We start from the raw sequence: 26,447 nt of genomic DNA, 5'->3' as shown, positions 1-26,447 counted from the left end.
CTGTACCACCTTCAAAAAAGTTGACGTGATCCTAGAAGGCCGTTGCTTTCTGTGGCGAACATCGCAGAAAAGAGAGGAGCTGTTGTTAAAAGCTCTTTAAAGAGCAATATGATAGATGCTTCGAACCCGTGTTTCTAAGGGCTTAGCCGGTAAACCTGAAGCTGGTCGCCCATAAACATGCAGCGGAATCATAATCCGCGTGTCGGGGGTTCAAGTCCCTCCTCCGCTACCACTTCCCTGAAATCCTCGAGTTTGGCCTTGGGCCGCGTCCGCTTGGCCAGTCGCGGTTATCATCGACTGCCGCTTATGCCCTCATGCCATCTGTCTGCATCAAGCGATTTGGCCAAACGGCCTGTTCCCCTCCAATGATCAACCCCGCAGGTTTGACTTTGGATCGCCGGCCCTATCATATTCAAATCTAGGATAATGATAGCCAAACAGGCACAAGCGGGAGGAACAGTGATGAAACGTCTATACCTTGGAGTGGTCTGTGCCCTCAGTTTCGCTTGGCCGGCGGCGGCCCAGGATGAAAAACCACCTCAAACACTGTTCACCAACGTGCATGTCTTCGACGGCACAAGCGAACAACGCATCGAAAACGCCAGTGTTCTGGTCGAAGGGAACCTGATCAAAACGGTTTCGACCGAAGCGATCGACGCCCCAGACGCCACGGTGATCGACGGCGAGGGGCGCACACTGACACCCGGGTTCATCGAGAACCATGCGCATCTCATGTTGATGGGGCCCAGTCTCAGCGCCATGGAAGCCAATTCGACATGGGAGGATTTCGGAATCCATGCGACGCGGATGGCCGAAATGTATCTGATGCAGGGATTCACGACGGTCAGGGATGCAGGCGGGGCCAACGGTGGACTTCGCCGGGCTATCGACTCGGGTCAGATTCCCGGGCCACGCTATTATCCGTCGGGCGCTTTTCTAAGCACTCGTGGAGGCCACGCCGACTTTGGCAACTTCACCGCACCTCCGGGGACGGACACCAATTTCAGCCGCCTGAATATGGCACAGGAAATCAGCGGCGTTGACGACGTTTACAAATTCGGACGCAACAACTTCCGGATGGGTGCGACGCAGCTCAAATTCATGCAATCGGGCGGTGTCGTTTCGGCCTTCGACCCCTGGCAGTTGCTGGCCGGATCGCCAGAAGAGATCAAAGCCGCCGTGCAGGTCGCGAATGAATATGGCAGCTATGTCATGGCGCATTCCTATCGGAAGGAAGCAATTCTGGGTGCGCTCGACGCGGGCGTGATGTCCATCGAACACGGATTTTCCTTCGACTGCGAAATCGCAGAAAAGATGAACGAAATGGGCGCATATATCACGACCAATCTCACGGCGTTCGATCCCGGCCTTCTGGATATTCCGGCGGTCAAGAACCAACCATCGAGCCTTGCCAAGGCAATCTCGGCTTCGGCGACCTTCGAGAACTACATCCCGAACATGAAGGAATGCCCGGTCAAGCGCGGGTTCCAGACCGATTGCGTGGGCACAGTCGAAGCCTGCAACATCCAGATCGCGTACGAAAAACACCTGAACAACGAATTCTTCGGCCCCTATCAATCAATGGTCACACTGACCTCGATCGGAGGCGAGATCGCCCAGTTGTCCGGCGATTTCACCAATCCCTACACCGCCGGGAAGCTCGGAGTGATCGAGGAAGGCGCTTATGCGGACATTCTGCTGATCGACGGCAACCCGCTCGAAGATTTCTCGGTCGTGGGTACAGGCGATCAGTGGTTCGGTGCGGACCCGCGGCCTGACAGCCCCGAGACCATCCGCCTGATCATGAAGGATGGCGTGATCTACAAAAATACGCTCAACTAGGGCCATGATGAGGATTCGCGGTCGGGACCGCCATGACAAGCCCGCTTTTCTGAACTCCGTCCGAACTCTGCTGATTGCGGCGACGCTCAGCTTGGGTGCGGGCGCGCCGTCCTGGGCTGGCCTCTCGGTTGGTTGGGACGATCTGCCCGACCCGACCGTTCAGACCTTCGAAGACCCCTATCGCGATCTCAGCCCCGAACAGTTCGACGACGTCCTGTTCGTCGTTCGGCTGCGTGGCCGGCTGCAGCAGGATGTCGGCACGGACGAGGACCGCCAGAAGTGGCAGGAGCTTCTGCACGAGACCGAGGATGCGCTAGCCGCGGGCGGTGTCGACGTGGACTGGCTGCTGGGTCAACGCCAGGTCGTGACCGAACGCAGGGAAAAAGCAGCCACGCTTGGCAACCCCTTGTATGACGGGCAAGAGGTCACGCTGTCCGGTTTCGCCATTCCGGCTCCTGCGGACGCGGACGGGCGATCCGTTGTCTATCTGGTGCCCGAGCGGGGCATGTGCAGCCATATGCCGCCACCGCCGCCGAACCAGATGATCCGTGTGATGCTGGATGCCGACTGGGTTCCCAGCTATGTCCACGAACCCGTCCGCCTGACGGGGCGTCTGACGATTTCGCCGACCGATCACCAGATGGTCGTGGTCGACGGGCTGATGCCGATGCGCGCCACGTTCCAATTGGAGGCAGACAAGGTCGAGACGCTCCAGAACCGCACCGACGGGCTGGAGTGGAGCGAGGACGCGACAGACATTCTTCGGGCCGCGGGGCGGCGCAAAACCGGTGGTCAGGCGGCCTCGGAATGATCCGGCGGATTGCGCTGGTGCTGGCGGCCCTTGTCTGGGCTTCGGGTGCGGTCGCTCAGGGATTGTCAGGTCCCTCGTCGGTGAATGCCGAGCTTGAGCCCGGAGACGGCTTGACCGATCCGCAATTCCGGTCGGATTTTCCGCGCAATATCGCGCCTGGATGGTTTGCCTGGAAGGATCGTCTGGCCGAAGACGGGTTCCGTTTCAACATTGACTATCTCGCCCTTGGGCAAACGACGGATGCCGACCTGGGCACCGGCGAAGCCGCCAGCGGAATTGCCCGTTTCTATGGCAGCTGGCAGGCAACCGAACAGGGTTCGTTGACCTTCAAGGTCGAACACCGGCACAGCTATACCGATGTCGCTCCGCAGTTTCTGGGCCTGGACGGAGGCGCGCTTTCGATCACAGGAACCGCCTTCAACGACACGGGTTTGCTGCTGACCAACCTGTTCTGGTCGCAGCGGGCCGCGGACGGGTCGTGGACGCTGCAATTCGGTCAGATCGACGTGACCGACTTCGTCGACATCTATGGCCTTGTCAGTCCCTATAGCGGTTTCCAGAACCTGTCGTTCAACACCAATCCGACGATAAACGCCCCCAACCCCGGGCTGGGTCTTGCCGGGGGCGTGCGGCTGGGCAGCAATTTCTATGCTGTGGCCAGTGTCGCTGACGCAAACGCCGATCCGTCCGATCCGAACTTCGACGTTTTCAGCGACGGCAACCTCTTCAAATCGCTCGAACTGGGGTACACGTCGGGCTTTGATCGGATCTATTTCGACAACATCCATCTGACACTTTGGCACGCGGATGCAGCCGATGACGGCAGCCGGGCCGAAGACTATGGCGCGGCCTTCTCCGCCGCGTGGTTCGTGGGCAACCAATGGATGCCGTTCCTGCGCGCCGGCGCGGCAAAGGGAACGGCGGCGCTGTATGATCGGTCCCTGTCAGCCGGCATCGGGTACTACGGCCGGAACACCGATCTGGCTGGGCTGGGGCTGAACTGGGCCGAAGCCCGTGGCATCGACGGCGATCAGTTCACCCTCGAAGCTTTCTACCGTTTTTCGATTTCGCCCGGCTTGCAGATCACGCCGTCGGTGCAGTTCATCTCGAACCCACTGCTGAACCCCGGCCAGGACAATGTGGCCCTGTTCGGCCTTCGGACAAGGCTCGTGTTCTGACGCTGGCCGGGTCTGCCCACTTGAGGTAATGCAACCCATGGAAGGACACTCGATAAAGCCACTGATGACTGCAGCCGCAACTGTCCTGACAATCGCCGCACCCCTTCACGCCAGCGAAGAAAGCAAGACCTGGGACGCATCGGAGGAAGCCAGGCAGTTCGTGCAGGACACGATCGTATTGGGCATGCTGGCCAGCCCCTACGGAACCGGCTGGACCGAAGACGAACAACTGCACACCTACTTCCAACGCGCCCGGGACAACGGCATCACCGGCCATGAAATGACATTGGCCGCCGCTGACATGTCGTTCGACACGTTGCTTGAACAGCACTATCACTTCCGCGCCGCCATGGCGCAGCAGCCCGAGAGTTATCTGATCGTGAATGAAACACGCGATATCGAGGCCGCGCATGCTCAGGGCAAGACGGCTGTGATCTGGAACAGCCAAACGGCAACGGTTCTGGATGGCGACCTCAAGAAGATGGCCCTGCTCAAGGACATGGGCATCAAAAGCATGATCCTGGCCTACAACGACATTTTCCGAACCGGATCAGGGCAGTTGGCAGCTTACAACGGACGGGACATCGGTCTGACCCCATGGGGCAAATCCGTGATCGATGAGATGGTGCGCTTTGGCATCCTGCTGGACCTTAGCCACACCGGGTCGAAAACGGCCAACGACGCGATGGACTACATGGATGAGAACTATCCCGGCGTGCCCTATGTCTACACCCACTCGGTTCCGGCGGGGCTCTACGCGAATGAGCCCAACGCCACGACCAAGGGCTGTTACCGAGCCATCCCGGACGACGAGGCACTGCGGGCAGCCAAGTCCGGAGGATACATATCGCCCACATTCACAGAATGGATGATGGACGGGGTATGGCCCGAAGATATCTCACCCAAACAAGCCGCCGATATGATCGACTATTATGTCCAACTTGTCGGCGTCGACCATGTCGGGATCGCGACGGACGACATGTTTTCAACCGAGCTTGTCGTTCAGTTCGCGACCGCGAATGCCAGCATGTATGACGACGGCGGCTACATGATTGATGCGTTCAACAAAGGCGCAACCGGGAATGGTGAATTGGCCAAGATCCTTGCCGCGATAACCGACGATCTATGGGCGCGGGGCTATTCAAACGAGGACCTCGCCAAAATCTACGGTGGCAACAAAATGCGCGTCTACGCCCAGGTCTGGGAGGGCAAGCCGCCCGAACGGTTTTTGCAGGAATACCCAGAACGCCTGCGGATGAGGCAGGAGTTCCAGAACCTGTTCCACTCGCGCTAGTCTCCGTCCGGTCGTTGAATCTCTGACAAGGTGCTGACACCGATCTGGGCCATGGCGATGTCCATCTCCTCGGACAGCACCGCCCACAACCTGTGCAAACCGGCCTCGCCGCCCGCCGCGATGGCGAACTGCAGGATCCGCCCGAAGAACAGGAAATCGGCGCCGGCCATCAGAGCCTTGAGCGCATCTTCTCCGGACCGCAGGCCGCTGTCGTAGAACAGCGGATAGTCGTCGCCGACCGCTGCGCGGATCTGCGGCAAGACCGAGATCGGTGCGGGTGCGCTTTCCAACTGGCGGGCGCCGTGGCTAGAGACCTGGATAGCGTCGACACCGGCCGCCTTCAGCGCAACCGCGTCTTCGACGTCCAGCACGCCCTTGACCACCAGCTTGCCCGGCCACCGGTCGCGCAACCTTGCCAGCGTGTCCCAATCGGCCTTTGCACGGCTTTCGGTGCGGTCGAACTCGAACCCCTCCATCAGGAAATTCGCCATCTGCGGTTTGCCCTTCAGCAAGGTCGAGATCGACCAGCGCGGATGCAGCGCGAAATCCAGAAACTGCCGCGGCCCGATCCGGAACGGCATGCGGAAGCCGCGGCGCAGTTCGCGCGGGCGGCGGCCAACTTCGGGCACGTCAACCGTCAGGATCAGGGTCTTGTAGCCCGCGGCCTTTGCCCGATCGACCAGCTTGAACGTGCCGCTGCCATCGCCGCTGAAATACAGCTGAAACCAGGCATGGCCCCGGGCCTCTTCGATCAGCGCCTCCATCGGTGTCGAGGCCACCGTGGAAACGCCCAGCGGCACCCCGTATTGCGCCGCCAGCCGCGCCAGCATCAGGTCGGCGCCCGGTGCGGACAGGTTGCACATGCCCATGGGCGCGATGCCGAAGGGCCTGTCGGCCGGTTGCCCGAACACGCGGGTTGCCAGTGACCGGCTACTGACATCGCGCAGGATCCGGGGCCGCAGGGTCATCGCGTCCAGCGCCGCGCGGGAGCGCCGGGCCCCGGCCTCGGACCCGGCGGCCCCGTCGATATAGTCAAACACCATCCATGGCAGACGCCGCCGGGCCAGCCGGCGGGCGTCTTCGGCGCTGTGGATGGCGCTTGCGCCCATCAGGCCTGAACGGCCTTCATGAAGCGGTCGCGGATGACGACCGGGTCCATCGTGATCGGCGGCATCTTGGCGTTTCCGCTTTCACATTTGCTGACGATGATGGTCATCTGGCGGGCGTCCAGCGCCTCTTGCAGCACGCGGCCGGTCTCTTCGGCCCGGCATTCGATCACGCGCTCGCATCCCGCCGCCTCGGCCATCTTGGCCAGCGAGGTCTTCTGCCCCGCATAGGTCGGCTGATCGCCGGTCGAGCCGTAGGAGCCGTTGTCGATGATCAGCAGGATATAGTTGTCGGCCACGTTGTTGGCGATGGTCGGCAGCGTCCCCAGGTTGGTCAGGATCGAGCCGTCGCCGTCGATCACGATCACCGGTTTCGGCTGGGCCAGCGCCAGCCCCAAACCGATGCTCGAGGCCAGCCCCATCGTGCCCAGCATATAGAAATTGGTGGGCTGATCGTCGATGGCATGCAGTTCCTGGCTGGGGATGCCGATGTTGCACACCACCAGTTGGTCGCGCAGGATCGGGGCGATTTCCTTCAGGATTTCAGAACGGATCATTGGTCGCCATAGCCTCCCCAGAAATTGGCGTCGGTCAGGATCGCGACGGGCTTGTTGCACATGAAGGTGTATTTCAGGATCGCGTCCAGTTCGGCCACGTCTTCCTGATGATGGAAATGGTAGGTCGGAATGTGCATCTGCGCCAGCAGGGCCTTGGTGTGAACGGCCATCTCGACCTGGCAGGCGATGGGCTCGCGCAGTTCGCCCCGGTACGAGATCAGCATCGGCAGCGGCATTCGGTAATACTGAATCAGCGTCGCCAGCGTGTTGATCGTGACCCCGATCGCGGTGTTCTGCATGATGATCGCGGGGCGCTTGCCGCCCATCCAGGCCCCGGCGCACAGGCCCATGCCTTCGTCCTCTTTGTTCGAGGGGATGTGGTAGATGGAGTCGTGGGCGTCGATCTCGGCGATGACGCCGGCCAATTGCTTGCATGGCACCGTGGTGACGAACGAGATGTCGTTGGCCACCAGATCTTCGGTGATCTTCTTGTCTATGTTCATGTCGAAACTTCTGTTCCTGGGTTGGGGCGCCGAGGGCGCGATGGACGGGTCAGGCCCTGCGGTGGACGTGGACGGCACATTTTGCATGCCGCACCACGCGCGACGCGGTGGAGCCAAGGAAATAATCAGTCAGTCCGGGACGGTGCGAGCCAATGACGACGCAATCGAACCCGTGGTCGTTGGCATAGTCGATGATCGTGCGCGCGGTGTGGCCCTTGACCAGTTCGGGCTTTACATCCGGCAGGCCTTTCAGCTTTTCCATCAGGACTTCGCGGGCCCGGGCAAAGCCATCGGCCACGGCATCCTTGTCCAGATAGACGCTGACCGATCCCTGAGGCATCTCATAGACATGCAGAGCCACGATCTCGGCGGATCCGCCGCCCAAGGCACGGGCGATCTCGAGCGTTTGCGGTGAAATGCCGTGGTCAAGCGCCATGGGGACAAGAATTTTCTTATACATGGTTACCTCCAGTTCCGGGCGGTCAGGCCCACGGGGACAGCACGATTTTCGGAACCGCGACCTCGCCCGAGCGTAGCTGGGCAAAGGCCCGGGCGCCATCGGCCAGATCGCGTTCTTCGATCCAGTCCAGAGGCCCCAGCGCGCCGTCAAAGATGGCTTGGGCGGTCTGACGGAAATCCTGCGCGGTATAAGTGTAGGTTCCGATGAAGGTGATCTCTTGCAGGGTCATGCGCCGTACGTCCAGCCCGCCGGCGTCCTCGCCCAGGCCCACATGCGCGATCACCCCGCCGGGTTGGGCCCGTTCCGAGGCCACCGCACGGGTGGCGGCAAAGCCCACGGCATCGACCACGATCGGGAAGTCGCCCTGCGCTTCAGCTACGACCTTGGCGCAATTCAGCCTTTGCAGGAACGTCCGCCGCAGGTCGTTGGGTTCGACCACGGTCACATCCACGACATCCATCGCCCGCAGCGCCAGCGCCGCCGCAAGGCCAATCGCCCCACCCCCGATCACCAGCGCACGACGCTCCATCGCCGGGTGCAGCGCCTCGAGCGCGAGGCGTGCGGCGTGCCAGCTGACGGCCAGCGGCTCGGCCAAGGCGGCTTTGGCGAAGGGTACATGGTCCGGCACCTCGACCAGATTGTCCCAGGGCATCGAAACATATTGAGCAAAGGCGCCTTCGCGCGGGGGCATCGAGATGATCTGACGGTCGGGGCACAGGTTTTCCCGTCCCGCTTGGCAGGCCGGACACTGCCCGCAATTTACAAGCGGATTGATCGTGACCCGCGTTCCGTCTTTGGGGCCGCCGATCACCGTGCCCGCCGCCTCGTGCCCCAGGATCAAGGGCGCCGGGCGGCGCGCATCATGGCCCAAGTAGGCATGCATGTCGGACCCGCAGATCCCAGCGGCCTCGACCCGGATCAGGTGCTCGCCCGGTTGCGGCGCGGCGTCCGGTACGTCGCGGTAGACCAGGTGTTCGACGCCTTCATAAACCAGAGCTTTCATTTCGCCATGAACCCCCCGTCAACCATCAGGATCTGCCCCGTGACATAGTCGGATGCCTGCGAGCACAGGAAAAGGATCGGCCCATCGATATCGTCCATGCGGCCATTGCGACCGATGCAGGTCTGCGCCGCGTTGCGGGCCGCGCGGGCGGGGTCATCGAACACCGCCTGCGTCAGCTCGGTCGGAAAGAATCCCGGCCCGATGGCGTTGGCGGTAATCCCGTGCGGCGACCAGGCCTCGGCCATGGCGCGGGTAAGCTGTGCGATCCCGCCCTTGCTGGCCCCATAGGCGATCCCGCCGGGAAAGGCCCGCGTCGTCTGCAGCGAGGCGAAATTCACGATCCGGCCCCAACCACGCGCCTTCATCGCGGGAACCATGGCCTGGCTGAGGAAGAACGGCGCACCGAGGTTCAGGCCCAGCGTCGCGTCCCAGCCTTCGGGCGTGACGTCATCGGCGGCCTGTCGCGTATTCACCCCAGCGGCATGAACCACGATATCCGGTGCGCCGAACGGGGCCGAGATTTGTTCGAGCAGCGATGGCAAGCCACTTCGGTCGGCCACGTCACCCGCGACCACCGCAGCGCTTGAACCGATCTCGGCCTGTAACTCGGCCAGTGCCTCGGCCCGTCGGGCAACGCCTACCACCTTCGCGCCTGCAGCCGCCAGCACCTGCGCAACGCGCCGGCCTAGCCCCGAACTGGCGCCCGTGACGCAGGCCACCCGGCCGGTCAGATCGAACAGGTCGCGGGGGTCATTCATCTGCGGTCAGGTCAAAGTTTTCGTCCGGGAAATACTTGGCCAGACGCACGTCGGCGGCGCGGGCGTGGCCCTCCATCCCTTCCAGCCGCGAAATCCGCGCGGTCGCCTCGGCGATGGGTTTCGAACCCTCGCGCGTGGCCCGCTGCCAGGTGACGATTTTCATGTATTTGTGCACGCTCAGCCCGCCGGTATAGCTGGCCGCGCCCGAGGTGGGCAGGACGTGGTTCGTACCGGTGGCCTTGTCGCCATAGGACACGGTCGTTTCTTCGCCCAGGAACAAAGAGCCATAGCAAGTCAGCCGATCCAGCCACCAATCCAGATCCGCGGCCTGCACGGTCAGATGCTCGGGGGCGTAGTCGTCGGAACACGCGGCCATCTCTTCGCGGTCCGCGCACAGGATCACCTCGGCATAGTCGCGCCAGGCGGCGGCGGCGTTCTCCCGGTTCAGCTCGGGCAGATCGGCGATCAGGGTCGGAACCAGCTCCATCACCCGGGTCGCCAGATCGCGGTCATCGGTCACCAGCCAGACGGGCGAGTTGTAGCCATGCTCCGCCTGGCTGACCAGGTCGGTGGCCACGACGAAGGGGTCGGCCGTGGAATCCGCCAAAATCAGGCTGTCGGTCGGACCCGCGATCATGTCGATGCCGACCTTACCGTAAAGAATGCGCTTGGCCTCGGCCACGAACTGGTTGCCCGGCCCCACAAGGATGTTGGCGCGCGGCAGCCCGAACAAGCCATAGGTCATGGCGGCCACGCCTTGCACGCCCCCCATGGCCAGGATGCTGTCAGCGCCGCTGATATGGGCGGCGTAGACGATCGCCGGGGCCACGCCCTCGCCCGGGCGGGGCGGCGAACAGGCGGTGATGTGACGGCACCCCGCCACTTTGGCGGTGGTCACGGTCATGATGGCGCTGGCGATGTGGCTATACCGCCCGCCGGGCACATAGCAGCCCGCCGCATCGACCGGGATGGCCTTCTGCCCCGCGATGAAGCCCGGCACGATTTCCAGCTGCACATCCGACACGGTGGCCTTCTGCGCCTCGGCAAAGCGGCGCACGTTGTCTTGGGCAAAGCGGATGTCGGCCTTGAGCTTTTCCGGCACCCGGGCGCAGGCGGCGTCGATTTCCGCGGGGGTCATCAGTACGTTGCCCTCGAACTTGTCGAACTTGGCCGCGTATTCCATCGCCTTGGCGTCGCCGCCGGCCTCGATGTCGGCCAGAATGGTCTTGACCGTGTCATGCACCTCGGACGCGTGGGATTGTGCGGTCAGGGTGGCCTTCTTGAGGTATTCACGCGACATATTCAGAAGATCCTATTGGTAGATTTCAGGAAGCAAAGTGGTCGACAGCGCCGGAACGTAGGCGATCAGGATGACGACGATCAGCATGGTCAGCACGAAGGGCACGGCGCGGGCCGCGATCTTGAGGATGGATTCACCCGTGATCCCCGAAACCACGAACAGGTTCAGCCCCAGTGGCGGCGTGATGAAGCCAACGCCCAAGGCGGTGATCATCATGATGCAGAACTGGATCTCGTTCATGCCGATATTGTCCGCCAGCGGTTTCAGGATCGGGGCCAGGATGACGATATTCGGTGTCGTCTCCATGACGCAACCGGCCGCGATCAGAATGCCGATCATCAGCAGGATCAGCAGGAACGGATCCTCGGTCAGCGAGGTCACCGAGGCCACGAAGCCCTGCGGCACGCCCATGATCGCCAGCGCCTCGGCCAGCGGGGCCGAGAAGGCGATGATCGGCAGGATCACCCCGTTCACCTTGGCCGAGCTGACCAGCATCGACGGGAAGTCCGCCAGCGTCAGCGTGCGCAGGATGAACCCCATGATGATGGTGACGACAACGGCGGTCGCGCCGGCCTCGGTCGGGGTCAGGCGACCGGAGAAGATGCCATAGAAGATGATGCCCGGCACGATGAAGGCGTACCAGCCCGACTTCAGCGCCTTGCCCAGATTGGCCAGCCATTCGCCCATGGTCATCATGCCGCCGCCCTCATAGGCATAGAGACGGTTCATGATGATATTGGTCAGCAGGATCGAGATCAGGATCGCAAGCCCCGGGATCAGAGCGGCAAGAAACAGGGTCGAGGCCGAGATGCCCAGCACGAGCCCGATGATGATATAGGCGATCGAAGGCGGAATCAGGATGCCGGTACAGGCCCCCGCCGCCACCAGCGCACAGGCATAGGGGCGCGGATAGCCGCTTTCGACCAGTCGGTTGATCGTCATCCGACCCACCGCCGCCGCGCCTGCCGCGTCAGACCCGGAAATGGCCGCGAACATGCCGCAAACCAGAACCGTGGCCGAGCCGAACCCACCCTTGGCGAAACAGGTCAGCGCCTCGGCCACGTCCAGAAACTTGCGCGACAGCCCGGTTCGCACCAGCACGTCACCGGTCAGGATGAACAGCGGCACCGCGGTCAGGGCAAAGGCGTCGATGCCGGTGAACAGGCTTTCGCCCACAAGGCTCAGCGGCAGGTCACCCGACATGATCAGCATCACGATCGCGGCCGAGCCGATCGCGGCCCAGACCGGAACCGCCAACGCGATCAGGCCGACGAACAGGATCACGGGCAGGTAGAAATCCCAGCCCAGTTCGACCGTTTGATTGAGAGAACTCCAAAGCATCCGGTTTCTCCTCAGTCAAACAGCTTGTCGCCTTCGAAGACGGGCGTGCCGTCACGAAGACTTTTGATGTCATTCATCAACGATTGGATCAGGCGCCAGATCATCAGGGCAAAGCCCGTGGGCACCGCCATCAGGAACCACACCTTCGATACCCGCAGCCCGTCAGTGACCGACCCGAACTTGGCCGAGACATGCACCGCCTCGTAGGACCAGTAGAGCGCGATGACCGCCACCGCGAACATCACCAGATCACCAAAGATATACAGCACCGCCTTGGGCCGCGGGCCGAGGTAATGCATGATCACGTCTATCCGGATATGGGCGCGTTCCTTGACCGCCGCCGCTGCGCCGATCCAGGCCAGATAGATGAAGGAATAGCGGACGATCTCCTCGCCCCAGATCGAGGAATAGGCGAAGATCTCGCGCCGCAGCACCTCGATTGCCATCGTGATAACCAGCATCACGTAGAACACCAGCAGCAGCCAGCGTTCGGCGTTGCGGTCTATGGTTTTGAGTAAGGACATCGGTTCCCTCGGCAAGGCTGGGGGGATGGGCCTGAAGGATCAGGCCGTGCAGGTCTGGAAAAGGCGGGCACGCGTCCGGCGCCCGCCCGGTCCGTATCAGGCGTCGTGGACGTAGTATTTGCCTTGGGTGCCGGCCGCCTCGACCAGCTTTTCGAAGGCGTCCATCGACCCGGCCAGCTCGGTCTTGAATGGGTCCCATTCCGAGCGCTGATAACCGCCGGCCTCCTGCCACTCGGCCAGTTGGTCGTCGGTCAGCGAGTGGAACTGAACCCCGGCCTTGTTCAGTTCGGCCATTGCATAGGCGCGAGCCGAGGGAACCTTGGCGAGGTTCTGGTGTCCGGTCATCTCCGCGCCCCACATGATGCCCTCTTGCACGTCGGCCGGCATCGAGTTGAACCATTCCAGGTTGCAGGAATAGACTTGGCTGTCCGGCACCGCCTGAGTGAAGGTGACGTGAGACAGAATGTCCTTGAAGCCAAACACATACAGCGCGCCGACCGACGGGTCGAGCGCATCCGCCACGCCCTGCTTGATGGCCGAGGGGGTCTCACCCCAAGCAACCGGGGTCGGGTTGGCGCCGACCATGCGGTAGTATTGCTGCAGCATCTTGGACCCGGGCACGCGGAATTTGATCCCGCTCATGTCCGAGGGGGTGATAATGGCATTTCCGCCCTGGCGCACGGCCACGACGCGCGGGTCGATCACGACATAGAACAGCGCCTTGAAGCCTGCGGCCTCGACCTTGGGATGCACTTCGTTCTTCCAGGTGTCGGAATGCACCAGGTTGGTGAACCGCTGGTTCGAGCCGCACAGATACGGCATGTTGATCAGGTCCACGGTCGAGGCAAAGGGTGCGAAGTTCGACAGCGAATGCTGCGCGGCCTGGATGGTTCCACCCTGCACCTTCTGCACCAATGCGCCGCCCGCGCCCAGCTGCCCGCCCGGGGCCAGCTTGACATAGACCTTGCCGTTGGTTGCGTTCTGGATGTTTTCCTTCAGGTCCAGCTGCATGATCGGATAGCTGCGCGAGGCGCCCAGCACATAGGCCGTAGCGACCGTCATCACATGCTCGGCAGCTTGTTCGCGTTCCTTTTCCTCCTTCGCGGTCTGCGCCGCGGCCTCGGATGACCACAACACGCCGCTTGCGCCCGCCACCAGTGCGGCCGTGAACGCGCCACTGGCGCTGAGTTTCAGGAAATTGCGGCGTTCAGCTGACGCCAGTTCCATTTGATCTTTGTTCATTGATTGCCCTCCCATTGGAAAAATTCAGCCGCCGTTCTCCTCGCGTTCGGCCTCTTTTTTCAGAATTGCGACAACGAACAGGATCGACGCCGCGAACAGAACCAGCATCTCGCCCACGTCCCCAAGAAACGCGCGGCCTGCGAACGCACCCAGCGCCACGTTCGCGAAATAGACGACGAAGACGACGGCGGATGCGGCAAGAAACATGTTCGGGACTCCGGGTAGAATCGGCACTGATGCCATTTGTAAGCGCTTACATGGAAAATGCAAGCGCTTGCATTTCAACTTTCATTGCCAATCCGATCCGGTTAGAATTGCGAAGAGCAAAGATTAGGTTTGGAAATGTCGAAGCTGAAGCCCGCCCCGACACTGGATGACGTTGCCAGAAAGGCGGGCGTTTCCACGGCTACGGTCTCGCGCTGCATCAATACGCCGGATCGGGTTGTAGAAGCGACCCGCGAACGCGTGCAGTCGGCGATCGAAGCCTTGGGCTATACACCAAATTTCGCGGCTCGGGTCATGGCGGCCAAACGCACGTTTACCATCGGCGCGATCATCCCGACGATGGAGAACGCCATCTTTGCGCGCGGCTTGCAGGCCTTTCAGGAAGAGCTGCACCAACATGGCTATACGCTACTGGTGTCCAGTTCGGCCTACAAACCGGCAACCGAAGAAGAGCAGATCCGGACTCTGGTCGCCCGCGGCGCCGATGGCCTGCTGCTGATCGGACACGACCGGGCGTCGCGCATCTACGAATTTCTTGAACACCGTGAAATTCCGGCGCTGGTCGCGTGGTCATTTTCCCCGGACGGGCGCCTGCCCTCCATCGGCTTCGACAACCGGGCGGCCATGTACGAGTTGGCGAAAAGGGTCATCGACCTCGGGCACAGACGGCTTGCGGTGATATCGGGCATCACCCACGGCAACGACCGCGCGCGCCTTCGATTGGACGGGGTGCGCGGCGCTGTTCGGCAGCAAGGGCTTGACCCGCAGGTGCTTCAGGTCATCGAGACCCCGTACGAGATCGAAAACGGCGCTGAAGCCTTCGCGCGTCTCATGTCGCAGGACACGCCGCCGACGGCCGTCATGTGCGGTAACGATGTCCTGGCCGCCGGCGCTTTGCTCAAGGCTCAGGACATGGGGCTGAAAGTGCCGCAGGATGTCTCGATCACCGGGTTCGATGACATCGAACTGGCCCGGATCCTGCGCCCGGCTTTGACAACTGTGCATGTGCCGCATCGGGAAATGGGCGGAAAAGCCGCGAAGGCATTGATCGAAATGGTTGAAAAAAGGACCCCGGCGGCCGGTGAACACCTGTACACGCATATCGTCGAACGGCAGTCCCTGGGTCCTGCCAACTCGCGGTAATCCGCGTGCCCGGGTCAGGCGGCCTGATCTTCCATCGTCCGGAAATCACCCTTCAGCCACAAATGCCGTTTGCACATCGGCTCGGTGAAATACTGCCGGATCAAGCTGCTGAGGGCCTTGTGGATCAGTTTAGAAGTGGTGTCAGGATAGACCTCGGTCGTGAACAGGGAAACGATCCTGACAAAGTTCCGCCCCGGAAAAGGCGTTGCCCGAACCGAGTCATGATAGCGATGCGCCCGGTGGAAACACCCGGCAGTAGTGATCGCCCATCCGCTGCCTTCGGCCACCAACCCCATGATCGACTGGTTGCATTCCAGCTCGAACCGGTTGGGCAGGTTGTACTTGTTGCGCGTCAGCTGGATCTCGATCTGCTTGCCGATCGTGTAGTCTCGCGAATACCGCAGCAGCGGCAGGTCGGAATGGGGCGAGAACAGGTCCTGCACCTCGCCCTTGAACTTTTCGGGCACGATCACGATGAACGGATCGCGCATCAAAGGATATTCGATCAGCCCCTGTGTGCCGCCGGGCGGTCGGGTCGCCACACCTGCGTCCAGCTTGTGCTCCTGCAATTTCTCGATGATTTCGTGGCTGGGCCGCGTGAAATGCCGGAAATTGCAGCGCGGCAGCGCATGGGCCAGGAACCGGATCAGTTCGGGCGCGATCTGGTTGTCGAAATCGTCCACCAGGGCCAGCCGCAGATCGGTGGCGTGGCGCCAGTTGCCAGACCGGATCTCGGCCTCGCCCCGCTTCAACACGGTCAGGCCATCCCGTACATAACGCGAAAATACTTCGCCAGCCGGTGTCAGGCTCATCGGACGACGGCCGTGATCCACCAATGCGATGCCAAGGGCGTCTTCCAGACTGCGAAGATGGTTGGACACGGTGCTGATCGACAAACCCGTTTCCGAGGCCACCTGTTGAATCGAACCGGACTTGGCGATCAGGCGAAATACTTCCAACCAGCGCAAGCTCAGTGTTTTGGACACGGGGCAAAACCCTCCCGCAATTTCGATTTCATCGAAACTAGCGAAACAGAGTTTTGGCTTTCGGGCAATGGTGAATGTTGGTCACCCCAATTAGCTGCGCATGTGGATGAAGTCGGGATCGTAGGGGCAGGCAGGAATCACCCGCGCCGGAACCCTGTCACCGCACAGGTCCAGCATCATCTCGCTGCCCTCGGGCGACTGGTGTGGCTCGACAAAGGCATGCGCAAGGTTCAGCCCGGTACGATGCCCCCAGTCGCCCGAGGTCACCGTTCCCACCACCCGATCCCCTGCCATCAGCGACGCACCGGGATGCGCGGGCGCGTGCGCGGCCTGCACCTGCAGGGCAACCAACTTGCGTGACGGCCCCTTGGCCTGCCGTTCGATCAGCGCCGCGCGCCCGATGAACTCCGGTTTGTCCAGCCGAACAAAGCGGCCCAACCCGGTTTCGAACGGGTCGAACTCGGTGATCAGGTCCGCCTTCCAATGCAGGAAGGTTTTCTCCATCCGCATCGACTCGACTGCCCGCGCGCCGAACAGTTGCAGGCCAAAGGCCTGTCCGGCCTGCCGCAGCGCAAGATAGGCCGCATGGAGCGAGGCGTTGGGCACATGGATCTCATAGGCCAACTCGCCCGAGAAACTGACGCCCATCACGGTAGCGGGCGCGATCCCGACAAAGCACTCGCGTGCGCTGAGCCATGGGAAGGCGTCCCGCGACCAATCCCCGCGCGAGCAGGCCGACAACACGTCACGCGCCCGTGGTCCGGCCAGAACCAGGATGGTCTGGTCGTTGGTCAGGCTGCGCAATTGCACGTCCTCGTCGGGAGCGATGTATCGGGACAGCCAATCCATGTCGTGCAGCTCGGCCGCGGCGGCCGAGCCGTACCAGACGCGATCCGGCCCCCGGTCGCTGGCGGGCAGATTGGCGATGGTCGCCTCGGCCTTGACCATGCCCTGATGGTTCAGCAGATAGGCCAACCCCACCCGACCCGGGCGACGGGGCAGCGCGCCGCAGATCATCCGGTCAAGGAACGCATGCCGGTCGGCGCCGGTGATCTCGATCCGGTTGAACCCGTTGACCTCGGCCAGCCCGACATTCTGCTGCACGTTGGCGACCTCGGCGGCGATCACGTCGAAGGTTTCGTCAAAATCGAAACTGAGCGTCGGCGTGAAATCGGGCGTGGGCTTGATGTACTCGACCCGCTCCCACCCATTCACCACGGTAAACTCCGCGCCCTCGGCGGCCAGAACCGGGGTCAGCGGCGTGGTCTTGGCGGGCCGCCCGGCGGGGCGGTGCTCGTGCGGAAAATGAAAGCGGAACTCGTTCTGATAATCCTCGATCGCCTTCAGCGCGGTCAGCTCGACATTGGCGTGCCCGGCGAACCGGCGCGGGTCGAGGCACCAAGTGTCATAACAGGCCTCGCCATGCACGATCTGCTGGGCCAGCAGCCAGCCGTGGCCGCCCCCCTCGCCCAGCCCGGCCCGCAGCCCGATGATGCAGAATGCGTTGCGCTTGCCGGGGATCGGCCCGACCAGAGGCGCGCCGTCGATCGTGTAGGTGATCGGGCCGTTGACGACCGTGTGGATCCCTGCCTCCATCAGCGCGGGCATGCGGGCAAACGCGCCTTCCAGCACATCGGTCACCCGATCCAGATCGTCGGGACACAGCGCGTTGACGAAGTTCGGGTCGATCCCGTCCATGCCCCAGGTCTTGCAGTCCTGTTCGTAGAAGCCCAACAGCAGGCCGTTCTTTTCCTGCCGGCAGTAATAATCGCTGATCGGGCAGCGCAGCAGCGGCATGCGGTGGCCAGCGTCGCGGATCGCGGGGATTTCCTCGGTCAGGAAATACTGGTGCTCCATCGAGGCCACCGGATGGTGCACGCCCATCATCGCGCCCACCTCGTTCACGCGGTAGCCACAGGCATTCACCACGATGTCGCAGTCGATGTCGCCGTGCTCGGTATGAACGGTCCAAGTGTCGTCCCCATGCTGGCTCAGAGCAATGACCGGCGTGTTGCGATAGACCTCGGCCCCGGCCTTGCGCGCCCGCCGCGCCAGCGCCTGGCACAGCTGTGCCGGGTCGATGTCCCCGTCCAGCGGATCCCACAGGCCACCCAGCAGGCTCTCGGTGGAAATCAGCGGGTGGCGGCGGGCGCATTCCTGCGCGTCGATCACCTCGAAATGCACGTCCATCCCTCGCGCCATCGACGCGAAATGGCGATAGCCCTGCATCTGCGCTTCGGTATTGGCCAACCGGATGCCGCCGTCGCCATGATGGTAGTTGATCGGATAGTCCGGGTCCTCGGCCAGTTCCTTATACAGGCGGATCGAATGCGACTTGAGCCCCACCATCGTCTGGTTCATTCCGAAATTCGTCACCTGCGCGGCCGAATGCCATGTGGTGCCGGATGTCAGCTCGTTGCGCTCTACCAGAACCACGTCGCTCCAGCCTTCCTGCGTCAGGTGATACAGGGTTGAACAGCCGGCGATTCCGCCGCCGATCACCACGACTTTGGTGCGCGATTTCATGGGTGTGCTCCTTCTGAGGTTCTCCGAACCCTGCCGAACGGCGCAGCGGGCGGGCAATGGCGCAGTGGCCGGTCCCGAAAAATCGAAACGGGAATTGAGATTTCTCAAAACGGCATTTCCGCTTTGGCTGCACCCCGCGTTGCCGCATACCCTGCAGGGCAGGATCGGATCAGGAGCCTTCGGAGATGCCAGAACAGGGCAAACGCGGCGGGCGGCGGGCCAGGCTGGCGCAACGGGCGGCCAAACCGGCATTTGACCCCTGCCCGCCCGGCCAGATCGGCGGGCAGTACAAACCCCTGACCTTGCCCGAGATCGCGGCGATCCACGACACCGCCCTGCGCCTGCTGGAAACGCTGGGCATGGGCGAGGTGCCCGACCGCCTGGCACAAGACCTGATCGCCGCAGGTGCGCGGCCAGGCCCGCCGGGACGGCTGGTCTTTCCACGAGCGATGGTCGAAGGCGCGGTCCGGCGGGCCGCCAAGCGGTTTACCCTGCACGGGCGCGACCCGGCCCGGTCAATCGAAGTGGGCGGCGACCGCGTGCATTTCGGCACCGGCGGAGCAGCGGTCCAGACGCTGGACCTGGACAGCGGGCTCTATCGCCCGTCGACCCTGGCCGATCTGCATGATTTCACCCGCCTTCAGGACACGCTGGCCAATGTCAGCTGGTTCACCCGATGCTGCGTCGCCACCGACGTGCCGGACAATTTCGATCTGGACGTGAATACCGCCTATGCGCTGATCCGGAATACCACCAAACCGGTGGCGACCTCGTTCACGCTGGCCGAACATGTCGCGCCCATCGTGCGGATGCTGGATATCGCCGCCGGAGGCCAAGGCGCCTTTGCGGAACGCCCGTTCCTGAAGGCGCATATCAGCCCGGTGATCTCGCCCTTGCGGTACGGCGAAGATGCGGTGGACGTGGTCTATGAATGCATCGCGCACAACATCCCGATGTCCTGCATCACAGCAGCCCAGGCCGGGGCGACCGCGCCCGCCACCATGGCCGGGTTTCTGACCCAGTCTCTGGCCGAAACTCTGGCCAGCCTGGTCATGGTCAACGCGATCCGGCCGGGCTTTTCCATGGTGTTTTCCAACTGGCCCTTCATCATCGATCTGCGCACCGGCGCGTTTTCGGGCGGCAGTGGCGAAACCGCCGTGCTGAACGCGGCCTCGGCCCAGATCACCAACTGGCTGGGGCTGCCCTCGGGCGTGGCCTGTTCGATGACCGATGCCAAGGCCATCGACGCGCAATACGGCGCCGAAAAAGGCATCACCTCGCTGGCCGCCGCGCTGGCCGGGGGCAACCTGATCTATGAAAGCTCGGGCATGACGGCCTCGCTGCTGGGGGTCAGCTTCGAGGGGTTCGTGCTGGATGACGAAATGCACTCGCACACCTATCGCGCCCTGCGCGGGATCGAGGTGACCGAAGAAAACCTGGGTTTTGACGCGATCTGCCAATCAGTTCTGGGCGAGGGCCATTTTCTGGGCAGCGCCCACACCCATGCGGCGATGGAGCGTGACTATTTCTACCCCGCCCTTGCCGACCGGGCCGAGCCGCGCAGCTGGCAGGACAGCGGCGCCCGCGATGCCTGGTCCACCGCCCGCGACCGCGCGCGTGAAATCCTGCGCACGCATCACCCGCAATACCTCAGCCCCGAACAGGAGGCCGAGATCCGCGCCATTTTCCGGGTTCTGTCCTGATCCGACGTTGCTGTGTCGCGGACTGGGTGTTTTTGACGCGGGCTTGGCGCTAGGCTCGGGCAAATGACGACACAGGGGGCCTCATGGCAAATGCGTTCTTTCAACCCGTCTCGGCGATGGAGCTGGCGCGCTTCGCCGGTGTCCCTACCTTCATGCGTCTGCCGGCCCTGACCGCGGACGACGACCGGATGGATCTGGTCGAGCTTGGGCTGGTCGGCATCCCCTGGGACGGGGGCACCACCAACCGGCCCGGCGCGCGGCACGGGCCGCGGCAGTTGCGCGACCAGTCCACCATGATCCGCGCCATGAACCCGGTGACCGGGGTTGCCCCGTTCGAACTGGTCAACTGTGCCGACCTGGGTGACGTGCCGCCCAACCCGGTGGATATCGAGGATACGCTGGATCGCGTCACCCGCTTCTACACCGACCTGATGCTGCGCGGCATAGTGCCCCTGACGGCGGGCGGCGATCACCTGACCACCCTGCCCGTCCTGCGGGCGCTGGCCAGCGACGGCCCGCTTGGGTTGATCCAGTTCGATAGCCATACCGACCTGTTCGACAGCTATTTCGGCGGGCACAAATATACCCATGGCACCCCGTTCCGCCGCGCGGTCGAGGAGGGGCTGGTCGATCCCGAACGTTTCGTGCAGGTGGGCATTCGCGGCACGGCCTACAACACCGAGGATATCGAATGGGGCGAGGCGCAGGGCATCCGCATCATCCGCATCGAAGAGCTGTTCGACCGCGGCATCGACGATGTCATGACCGAGGTCCGCTCCATCGTCGGCGACGCGCCCTGCTATTGCACCTATGACATCGATTTCGTGGACCCCACCCATGCCCCTGGCACCGGCACGCCCGAGATCGGCGGCCCCAACAGCTTTCAGGCCCAGCAGGTCATCCGCAAGCTGGAAGGTCTGAACCTTGTGGGCGCGGATCTGGTCGAGGTCTCGCCTCCCTTCGACCCATCGGGCGGTACCGCTTGGCTGGGCATTTCGCTGATGTTCGAGCTGCTGTGCGTGCTGGCCCAGGCGATCGACGCGCGGCGCTAGGCCCGCGCGACGTTCTCGGCGATCATCGCGATCATCTCGAACATGACCGCCGCCGCCGTCAGCGCGGTGATATTGTTGGGGCTGTCCTTGGTCGGCATCATGCAGACCACATCGCCGCCGACGATGTTCAGCCCCCGCGCGGCATGCAGGATGCCCACGGCCTCGTCGATGTCAAAACCCTTTTCGCCGGGTTCCAGGTTCGACACGCCCGGCGCGATGGTCGGATCAAGGCAGTCGAGATCGAAGGTGATGTAGACTGGCCGGTCGCCCAGAACCTCGCGTGTTTGGGCCACCACATCGGCCAAGCCACGCTGGCGGAACTCGCGCATGGTGACGATGTTGTAGCCATAGTCATATGAAGGCTGCAGCCAGTCCAGGCTGCGCGGATGCCCCCGCAACCCGATCTGCATCGATCGGGTCGGGTCCACCTGCCCCTGATCGGCCAGGTAGGCCCCCCAATGCGCGGCCGACTTTTTGGCCCCCAGGAAATGATCGACCTTGGTGAACACATCCGTGTGCGCGTCCAGATGCAGAAAGCTGACCGGTTGCCCGCCCGCCAGTTCGCCTCGGCCCAACGCCTGCACGATCCCGCCCGTGATCGAATGATCGCCACCGATCGACACGGGCCGCGCACCGGCCGCGTCGATGTCACGGTAGAAGGCAGTGATACGCTCGATGCAGTCTTCGTTGTCATTGGCGCGCGGAAACGGCACGTCGCCCACATCGGCGATGCGCGCGCTCGACCACGGGTCGATCTGGAACAGCGAATGCACCCGGCGCTGCACGGCCGAGACATGACGCAGCGCACGCGGGCCCAGATGCTGGTCGCGTTCGGTGGTGCCGTTGCCGGCGGAATGCGGCACGCCCACAAGGGCGATATCCTGATCCTGCGGCCCCACATGGGGGCACCGGAACAGGGTGGGCACGCCCCACCAGTAAAGGTTGTCCATCATGGATTGTTCGTAGCGGTCCGCCATCGTGTCTCCCCGCCCTGAAATGAAACCGCCCCCACGGGTGACCCGGGGGCGGCTGTCGCGTCAGATCTTTTCGTCTTCGCGTCGGAAGGCGCCCTGAACGATGCGGTCCATGACCATGGCCAGGAACAGGATCGCAAAACCGCCCAGCAAGCCCGGCCCCTTGGCCGCGTATTGCAGCGCCTCAAGGATTTCCTTGCCCAGGCCCCCGCCGCCGATCAGCGAGATGATCACGACCATCGACAGGCACATCAGGATGGTCTGGTTCACGCCGGTCATGATCGACGGCAGCGCCAGCGGGATTTCCACGTCCTTCAGCAACTGCCATTTCGAGGCACCAAAGGCCACGGCGGCCTCTTTGATGCTTTCAGGCACCCCGCGCATGCCCAGCGCCGTCAGGCGGATCACCGGCGGCATGCCGAAGATGATCGTGGCCAGGATGCCCGGCGGGTTGCCGGTGCCAAAGAAGGCGATGATCGGGATCAGATACACGAAGGCCGGCAGAGTCTGCATCAGGTCCAACACCGGCTCGGCCGCGCGATAGGCGCGTTTGGATTTGCCGAACCAGATGCCCAGCGGAATGCCGAAGGTGACGCACAGCAGCACGGCCGCGCCCACCAGTGCCACCGTTTCCATCGCAACGTCCCAATAGCCCAGCAGCGCGATATAGGCCAGCGATGCGGCGGTGAAGATCGCCACGCGCGGACCCGCTGCGCGCCACGCGGTCACGCAGATCACCAGCATGACCACGGGCCAGGGCGACCCGATCAGGGCCACGGTCAGCCCGTCCAGGACCGAGCGTACACCGGCAACGATCCCGTCGAAAATGTCTCCGCCCGCGGCGGCGGCGGCGTCGATCCGGGCCTCCATCCAGCTGGCCACGACCGAGAACAATGTTCCCTGATCAGGCCCGAGTATCATCTCGGACACTTGTTTTTCGGGGAAGGCATCCAGCAGCGGAAGCGAGGCATTCACTGTGAACTTGTAAACGATCAGCGGTCCGATCGCAGCGATCAGAACCGCCCCCAGAACCGTGTTCCGCGCCGAGCGGCCGCTTTCGGTGCTGTCGGGGTTGATCCGCCAGTTCGAGTACTGTTTTTCGTACACCCGGTCAGCGTAGAACCCCTGAACCAGTTTGAAAACCAACAGCATCAGAAGCCCGGTGACCATGATCCCAAGGGCTTCGGACTGTGCCAGCTGCGCTTTCTCAAGGCTGCTGTCCGCCGCTTTCTGGATATTCGCGGCCAGTTTGTTGAACCGGTCAATGTCTGCCTTCTCGGTTGAATCCGCCGCGCGGGCCAGCAGCTCGTTTGCGCGTTCCTGCTGACGGGCCGCGCGTTCGGCCAGATCGGCCCCCGGGTTACCCCAGGCGCCGCGACCGATCTGCACCCAAGCGATGATCTCAAGGATCAGGAAGGTCCAGAACATCCCCCAGATCGCCCGCGAGGCGGACCAGAACGGCCCCAAAACCGCCGCCCACAGGTTGAACGTGTTCGGGATCGGACTGGTTGCATCGTGGATCTTGTGAAAGGCGTTGACGTAATAATCACCATTGGGGCCTGCGAATTCGTGGATCGACCGATCCAGCGCCTCGCGGTCCACCTCGATGTCGGAGGCGGCCGTGACTTTCAATTCCGTGGTTGCATCAGTCATTTTTGCCCCCCTGAATTCCGCGCAACAGGCGTGGTTTGGTCACGACGCCGACATCCTGACCGCCATCGGTAATCACCACCGGAAGCTCGGTGTTCACGGCCAGATCGATCAGCTGGTCGAGGTCTGCGCCCTCATCGGCACGCGGCGCGCCATCCAGCGGGCCGGAATAACTGTCCAACGGCTCCATGATCGAATGTGCCTTGACCAGTTTGAGTTTGGATATGCCCTGCACGAACTCGCGCACATAGTCGTCCGCCGGGTTCATCACGATGTCCTCGGGCGTGCCGATCTGGACGATCACACCGTCTTTCATGATGGCGATGCGGTGGCCGATGCGAATGGCCTCGTCCAGGTCATGGGTGATGAACAGCGTGGTCTTTTTCAGCTGCGCAACCAGAGCCTTGAACTGATCCTGCAACTGCAGCCGGATCAGCGGGTCCAGCGCCGAGAACGGTTCGTCCATCAACAGGATTTCCGGGTCCGAAGCCAGCGCGCGCGCAATGCCCACGCGCTGCTGCATCCCGCCCGACAGTTCCTTGGGCAACCGGTCCTCGTACCCGGTCAGGTCCACCAGGCCCAGCGCGTGATCGGACACCGCCCAGCGCTTGGATTTCGAGACTTTGCGGATCTCAAGCGGATAGGCCACGTTGTCGCGCACCGAGCGGTGCGGCATCAGCGCCATGTGCTGGAACACCATCCCGATCTGCTGGGCGCGGATGCGGCGCAGCTCGGACTCGGAGATCTTGGACACGTCCTGCCCCATGATCTCGATCTTTCCGGCCGTGGGCTCGATCAGGCGATTGACATGGCGCACAAGGGTCGACTTGCCTGAACCCGACAGGCCCATGATGCAAAAAATCTCGCCACGCGGCACTTCGAACGTGGCGCCTTGAACGCCGACCACGCAATTGAATCTTTCAAGAACTTCAGGTTTTCCAATACCTTCATTCCGGACCGCAGCCATGGCTTCTTCGGCCCGTGCACCGAAAATTTTCCAGACATTTTCTAGTTTTACGACAGGTTCGTCCATTTGCCCCTCATCTACGGGGTTGCATCCCGGCAAACAAGCAAAGGGCCGCCGCGATCAGTCGCGACGGCCCCATGCGTTTGTGATTTAGTTCGTCAGCCAGCCGATAACGGTGTCTTCGTTTTCAGCCACCCACTGGCGGGCGAAATCGGCTGCTTCCATGTTGTCCACAGCCAGCGCCTTGCCCATCGCGCTCAGATCATCACCCTGCATCTGGTAGTTGCGGAACAGGGCCGCGACCTCGGGATGGTTTTCCTCAAGCTCTTTGGCGTAGTGCAGGTGCAGAGTTGCCCCGTTCCACGCGGTCGAGGCCTCGGATTTGTCCAGCCAGTCCGGGTCATCGGTGGGCTGAACGATCGTCCAAGTGGCCGGATCATGCGGCGGCTCTTCCAGCACGGTCAGTTCTTGGGTCACGAAGATGTAGTGCGGGCTGTAGCAGAACCCGATCCACGGATCGCCGGCCTTGGTCGCGTTTGCCAAATTGGCGTAGGCGATGGTTTCTTCGTACTCGGTCAGCTCGAAGATCTGGTCATAGCCATAGGACTTGGCGCGGATCTTCTCGACCACGGTCGACGCCCAGCCGGGTGCGCCGATCCAAACCTCGGGGGTACCGTTTCCGTCAGTGTCGAAGATGGCCATCTTGTCCGGATCGCTCAGGTCGTCGATGGATTTGATGTCATATTCCTCGGCAATGTAGGTCGGAACGCACATACCCTGCTCGGCCTGAACCGGGTTCTCGTTCATCACGACTGTGCCGTTCTGTTTGACATAGGTGTCGTGCAGGTTCTGCTGGTTCGGCATCCAGACTTCCGGGTGGACGTGCATCGCGCCGGAATCCATCGCTTCGAACACGATGGGGTTGGTCCCGTTCTGCAATTCGACATCAAGGCCCAGGTTTTCTTCGATAACGACTTCAAGAATGTGCGCGGTGGCGTTCACCGACGCCCAGTTCGGGACACCGATCACGATATCGGCAGCAAAAACCGGGGCAGCGACCGCCATCGATGCGCCCCCCAGTAACGTAGCAAGTTTGTTCATGTTGCATCTCTCCATGTTGGTCGTCTTCGGCGCTGATTCTCGTTGATCGAAAGCGATCAGGCGGACGGGCCTGATCGTCGAGATCGGGTCAGCGTCTCGGGTGTATTGAGCGCGTTTCGCATGTGAACACGCCCCGCACTGAAAAAAGTGAAGCACCTGCCGTTTGACCCATCAAGCGCAACTTCGAACCGGGGTCACGGT

General features: G+C 62.6%; 24 protein-coding genes. 7 read left to right on the top strand and 17 right to left on the bottom strand.

What is annotated here, in order from left to right; genetic code table 11:
* Positions 1-462: 462 nt before the first annotated feature.
* The 4 genes from ACR0FC_RS07885 (at position 463) to ACR0FC_RS07870 (ending at position 5,125) form a co-directional block, all read left to right on the top strand.
* The gene (locus ACR0FC_RS07885) at positions 463-1,842 is read left to right on the top strand and encodes an amidohydrolase family protein (RefSeq protein WP_170339651.1); all 1,380 of its coding nucleotides are present in this window, start codon (positions 463-465) and stop codon (positions 1,840-1,842) included.
* A gap of 7 nt (positions 1,843-1,849) precedes the next feature.
* Positions 1,850-2,653, top strand: a complete 804-nt coding sequence (locus tag ACR0FC_RS07880) for a DUF3299 domain-containing protein (protein WP_170339648.1) — start codon at positions 1,850-1,852, stop codon at positions 2,651-2,653.
* Complete coding sequence (locus ACR0FC_RS07875) at positions 2,650-3,831, top strand: carbohydrate porin (protein WP_170339645.1); 1,182 nt, start codon at positions 2,650-2,652, stop codon at positions 3,829-3,831. Before ACR0FC_RS07880 ends, ACR0FC_RS07875 begins: the two co-directional genes overlap by 4 nt.
* A 64-nt stretch (positions 3,832-3,895) precedes the next feature.
* The gene (locus ACR0FC_RS07870) at positions 3,896-5,125 is read left to right on the top strand and encodes a dipeptidase (protein WP_170339644.1); all 1,230 of its coding nucleotides are present in this window, start codon (positions 3,896-3,898) and stop codon (positions 5,123-5,125) included.
* Here ACR0FC_RS07870 and ACR0FC_RS07865 read toward each other — a convergent pair.
* From ACR0FC_RS07865 to ACR0FC_RS07815, 11 genes are all read right to left on the bottom strand, one after another.
* Positions 5,122-6,234 carry an alpha-hydroxy acid oxidase gene (locus ACR0FC_RS07865; RefSeq protein WP_170339643.1) on the bottom strand — a complete coding sequence of 371 codons (1,113 nt, stop codon included), beginning with the start codon at positions 6,232-6,234 and terminating at the stop codon, positions 5,122-5,124. The two genes, ACR0FC_RS07870 and ACR0FC_RS07865, sit on opposite strands and share 4 nt — an antisense overlap.
* Complete coding sequence (gene comE, locus ACR0FC_RS07860; RefSeq protein ID WP_170339641.1) at positions 6,234-6,788, bottom strand: sulfopyruvate decarboxylase subunit beta; 555 nt, start codon at positions 6,786-6,788, stop codon at positions 6,234-6,236. Before comE ends, ACR0FC_RS07865 begins: the two co-directional genes overlap by 1 nt.
* A complete protein-coding gene (gene comD / locus ACR0FC_RS07855) occupies positions 6,785-7,291 on the bottom strand; it encodes a sulfopyruvate decarboxylase subunit alpha (RefSeq protein ID WP_170339639.1) in 507 nt (168 codons plus the stop codon). The genes comE and comD overlap by 4 nt, the downstream gene beginning before the upstream one ends.
* A 49-nt stretch (positions 7,292-7,340) precedes the next feature.
* On the bottom strand, positions 7,341-7,751 hold the full coding sequence (locus ACR0FC_RS07850; protein WP_093964495.1) for a universal stress protein: 411 nt from the start codon (positions 7,749-7,751) through the stop codon (positions 7,341-7,343).
* Positions 7,752-7,773: 22 nt separating this feature from the next.
* The gene (locus ACR0FC_RS07845) at positions 7,774-8,754 is read right to left on the bottom strand and encodes a zinc-dependent alcohol dehydrogenase (RefSeq protein WP_170339637.1); all 981 of its coding nucleotides are present in this window, start codon (positions 8,752-8,754) and stop codon (positions 7,774-7,776) included.
* Complete coding sequence (locus ACR0FC_RS07840; protein WP_170339635.1) at positions 8,751-9,512, bottom strand: SDR family NAD(P)-dependent oxidoreductase; 762 nt, start codon at positions 9,510-9,512, stop codon at positions 8,751-8,753. The genes ACR0FC_RS07845 and ACR0FC_RS07840 overlap by 4 nt, the downstream gene beginning before the upstream one ends.
* Positions 9,505-10,812, bottom strand: coding sequence for a histidinol dehydrogenase (gene hisD / locus ACR0FC_RS07835; RefSeq protein WP_170339633.1), 1,308 nt, complete (start codon positions 10,810-10,812; stop codon positions 9,505-9,507). Before hisD ends, ACR0FC_RS07840 begins: the two co-directional genes overlap by 8 nt.
* A 12-nt stretch (positions 10,813-10,824) precedes the next feature.
* Complete coding sequence (locus ACR0FC_RS07830) at positions 10,825-12,153, bottom strand: TRAP transporter large permease (protein WP_170339631.1); 1,329 nt, start codon at positions 12,151-12,153, stop codon at positions 10,825-10,827.
* Positions 12,154-12,164: 11 nt separating this feature from the next.
* Positions 12,165-12,677: a TRAP transporter small permease gene (locus ACR0FC_RS07825; RefSeq protein WP_093964490.1), complete on the bottom strand. Its 513-nt coding sequence runs from the start codon at positions 12,675-12,677 to the stop codon at positions 12,165-12,167.
* A 96-nt stretch (positions 12,678-12,773) separates the two neighbouring features.
* A complete protein-coding gene (locus ACR0FC_RS07820) occupies positions 12,774-13,919 on the bottom strand; it encodes a TRAP transporter substrate-binding protein (RefSeq protein WP_170339629.1) in 1,146 nt (381 codons plus the stop codon).
* A gap of 24 nt (positions 13,920-13,943) precedes the next feature.
* The gene (locus ACR0FC_RS07815) at positions 13,944-14,126 is read right to left on the bottom strand and encodes a hypothetical protein (protein ID WP_170339627.1); all 183 of its coding nucleotides are present in this window, start codon (positions 14,124-14,126) and stop codon (positions 13,944-13,946) included.
* Between the two features lie 135 nt (positions 14,127-14,261).
* Here ACR0FC_RS07815 and ACR0FC_RS07810 point away from each other — a divergent pair, with 135 nt between their 5' ends.
* Positions 14,262-15,287: a LacI family DNA-binding transcriptional regulator gene (locus ACR0FC_RS07810; protein WP_170339625.1), complete on the top strand. Its 1,026-nt coding sequence runs from the start codon at positions 14,262-14,264 to the stop codon at positions 15,285-15,287.
* 14 nt (positions 15,288-15,301) lie between these two features.
* Here ACR0FC_RS07810 and ACR0FC_RS07805 read toward each other — a convergent pair whose 3' ends face one another.
* Positions 15,302-16,273 carry a LysR family transcriptional regulator gene (locus tag ACR0FC_RS07805; protein WP_170339623.1) on the bottom strand — a complete coding sequence of 324 codons (972 nt, stop codon included), beginning with the start codon at positions 16,271-16,273 and terminating at the stop codon, positions 15,302-15,304.
* 90 nt (positions 16,274-16,363) lie between these two features.
* A complete protein-coding gene (locus tag ACR0FC_RS07800; RefSeq protein WP_170339621.1) occupies positions 16,364-18,799 on the bottom strand; it encodes a GcvT family protein in 2,436 nt (811 codons plus the stop codon).
* Positions 18,800-18,984: 185 nt separating this feature from the next.
* Here ACR0FC_RS07800 and ACR0FC_RS07795 point away from each other — a divergent pair, with 185 nt between their 5' ends.
* Positions 18,985-20,502 carry a trimethylamine methyltransferase family protein gene (locus ACR0FC_RS07795; RefSeq protein ID WP_170339619.1) on the top strand — a complete coding sequence of 506 codons (1,518 nt, stop codon included), beginning with the start codon at positions 18,985-18,987 and terminating at the stop codon, positions 20,500-20,502.
* 83 nt (positions 20,503-20,585) lie between these two features.
* Complete coding sequence (locus ACR0FC_RS07790) at positions 20,586-21,554, top strand: agmatinase (protein WP_170339617.1); 969 nt, start codon at positions 20,586-20,588, stop codon at positions 21,552-21,554.
* Here ACR0FC_RS07790 and ACR0FC_RS07785 read toward each other — a convergent pair.
* From ACR0FC_RS07785 to ACR0FC_RS07770, 4 genes are all read right to left on the bottom strand, one after another.
* Positions 21,551-22,531 carry an arginase family protein gene (locus ACR0FC_RS07785; protein ID WP_170339615.1) on the bottom strand — a complete coding sequence of 327 codons (981 nt, stop codon included), beginning with the start codon at positions 22,529-22,531 and terminating at the stop codon, positions 21,551-21,553. The two genes, ACR0FC_RS07790 and ACR0FC_RS07785, sit on opposite strands and share 4 nt — an antisense overlap.
* 60 nt (positions 22,532-22,591) lie before the next feature.
* Positions 22,592-24,181 (bottom strand): ABC transporter permease, encoded by a 1,590-nt coding sequence (locus tag ACR0FC_RS07780; protein WP_170339613.1) that lies wholly within the window; start codon positions 24,179-24,181, stop codon positions 22,592-22,594.
* On the bottom strand, positions 24,174-25,211 hold the full coding sequence (locus tag ACR0FC_RS07775) for a quaternary amine ABC transporter ATP-binding protein (protein WP_170339611.1): 1,038 nt from the start codon (positions 25,209-25,211) through the stop codon (positions 24,174-24,176). The genes ACR0FC_RS07780 and ACR0FC_RS07775 overlap by 8 nt, the downstream gene beginning before the upstream one ends.
* An 84-nt stretch (positions 25,212-25,295) precedes the next feature.
* Entirely contained in the window at positions 25,296-26,246 is a 951-nt protein-coding gene (locus ACR0FC_RS07770) for an ABC transporter substrate-binding protein (RefSeq protein WP_170339609.1), read from the bottom strand.
* Between the last annotated feature and the right edge of the window lie 201 nt (positions 26,247-26,447).

The organism is Ruegeria sp. BB9 (genome assembly GCF_056539345.1).
The sequence above is the reverse complement of the archived record's forward strand: the minus strand, read 5'-3'. Positions and strand labels throughout refer to the sequence as shown.

Excerpts from the sequence above, each read along its gene's own strand:
- ACR0FC_RS07840 (WP_170339635.1), bottom strand. The coding sequence starts at position 9,512 with ATGAATGACCCCCGCGACCTGTTCGATCTGACCGGCCGGGTGGCCTGC.
- ACR0FC_RS07850 (WP_093964495.1), bottom strand. The coding sequence starts at position 7,751 with ATGTATAAGAAAATTCTTGTCCCCATGGCGCTTGACCACGGCATTTCA.
- comD (WP_170339639.1), bottom strand. The coding sequence starts at position 7,291 with ATGAACATAGACAAGAAGATCACCGAAGATCTGGTGGCCAACGACATC.
- ACR0FC_RS07775 (WP_170339611.1), bottom strand. The coding sequence starts at position 25,211 with ATGGACGAACCTGTCGTAAAACTAGAAAATGTCTGGAAAATTTTCGGT.
- ACR0FC_RS07790 (WP_170339617.1), top strand. The coding sequence starts at position 20,586 with ATGGCAAATGCGTTCTTTCAACCCGTCTCGGCGATGGAGCTGGCGCGC.
- ACR0FC_RS07820 (WP_170339629.1), bottom strand. The coding sequence starts at position 13,919 with ATGAACAAAGATCAAATGGAACTGGCGTCAGCTGAACGCCGCAATTTC.
- ACR0FC_RS07800 (WP_170339621.1), bottom strand. The coding sequence starts at position 18,799 with ATGAAATCGCGCACCAAAGTCGTGGTGATCGGCGGCGGAATCGCCGGC.
- ACR0FC_RS07795 (WP_170339619.1), top strand. The coding sequence starts at position 18,985 with ATGCCAGAACAGGGCAAACGCGGCGGGCGGCGGGCCAGGCTGGCGCAA.
- ACR0FC_RS07885 (WP_170339651.1), top strand. The coding sequence starts at position 463 with ATGAAACGTCTATACCTTGGAGTGGTCTGTGCCCTCAGTTTCGCTTGG.
- ACR0FC_RS07810 (WP_170339625.1), top strand. The coding sequence starts at position 14,262 with ATGTCGAAGCTGAAGCCCGCCCCGACACTGGATGACGTTGCCAGAAAG.
- comE (WP_170339641.1), bottom strand. The coding sequence starts at position 6,788 with ATGATCCGTTCTGAAATCCTGAAGGAAATCGCCCCGATCCTGCGCGAC.
- ACR0FC_RS07825 (WP_093964490.1), bottom strand. The coding sequence starts at position 12,677 with ATGTCCTTACTCAAAACCATAGACCGCAACGCCGAACGCTGGCTGCTG.
- ACR0FC_RS07770 (WP_170339609.1), bottom strand. The coding sequence starts at position 26,246 with ATGAACAAACTTGCTACGTTACTGGGGGGCGCATCGATGGCGGTCGCT.
- ACR0FC_RS07780 (WP_170339613.1), bottom strand. The coding sequence starts at position 24,181 with ATGACTGATGCAACCACGGAATTGAAAGTCACGGCCGCCTCCGACATC.
- ACR0FC_RS07865 (WP_170339643.1), bottom strand. The coding sequence starts at position 6,234 with ATGGGCGCAAGCGCCATCCACAGCGCCGAAGACGCCCGCCGGCTGGCC.
- hisD (WP_170339633.1), bottom strand. The coding sequence starts at position 10,812 with ATGTCGCGTGAATACCTCAAGAAGGCCACCCTGACCGCACAATCCCAC.
- ACR0FC_RS07880 (WP_170339648.1), top strand. The coding sequence starts at position 1,850 with ATGAGGATTCGCGGTCGGGACCGCCATGACAAGCCCGCTTTTCTGAAC.
- ACR0FC_RS07845 (WP_170339637.1), bottom strand. The coding sequence starts at position 8,754 with ATGAAAGCTCTGGTTTATGAAGGCGTCGAACACCTGGTCTACCGCGAC.
- ACR0FC_RS07870 (WP_170339644.1), top strand. The coding sequence starts at position 3,896 with ATGACTGCAGCCGCAACTGTCCTGACAATCGCCGCACCCCTTCACGCC.
- ACR0FC_RS07815 (WP_170339627.1), bottom strand. The coding sequence starts at position 14,126 with ATGTTTCTTGCCGCATCCGCCGTCGTCTTCGTCGTCTATTTCGCGAAC.
- ACR0FC_RS07875 (WP_170339645.1), top strand. The coding sequence starts at position 2,650 with ATGATCCGGCGGATTGCGCTGGTGCTGGCGGCCCTTGTCTGGGCTTCG.
- ACR0FC_RS07785 (WP_170339615.1), bottom strand. The coding sequence starts at position 22,531 with ATGGCGGACCGCTACGAACAATCCATGATGGACAACCTTTACTGGTGG.
- ACR0FC_RS07830 (WP_170339631.1), bottom strand. The coding sequence starts at position 12,153 with ATGCTTTGGAGTTCTCTCAATCAAACGGTCGAACTGGGCTGGGATTTC.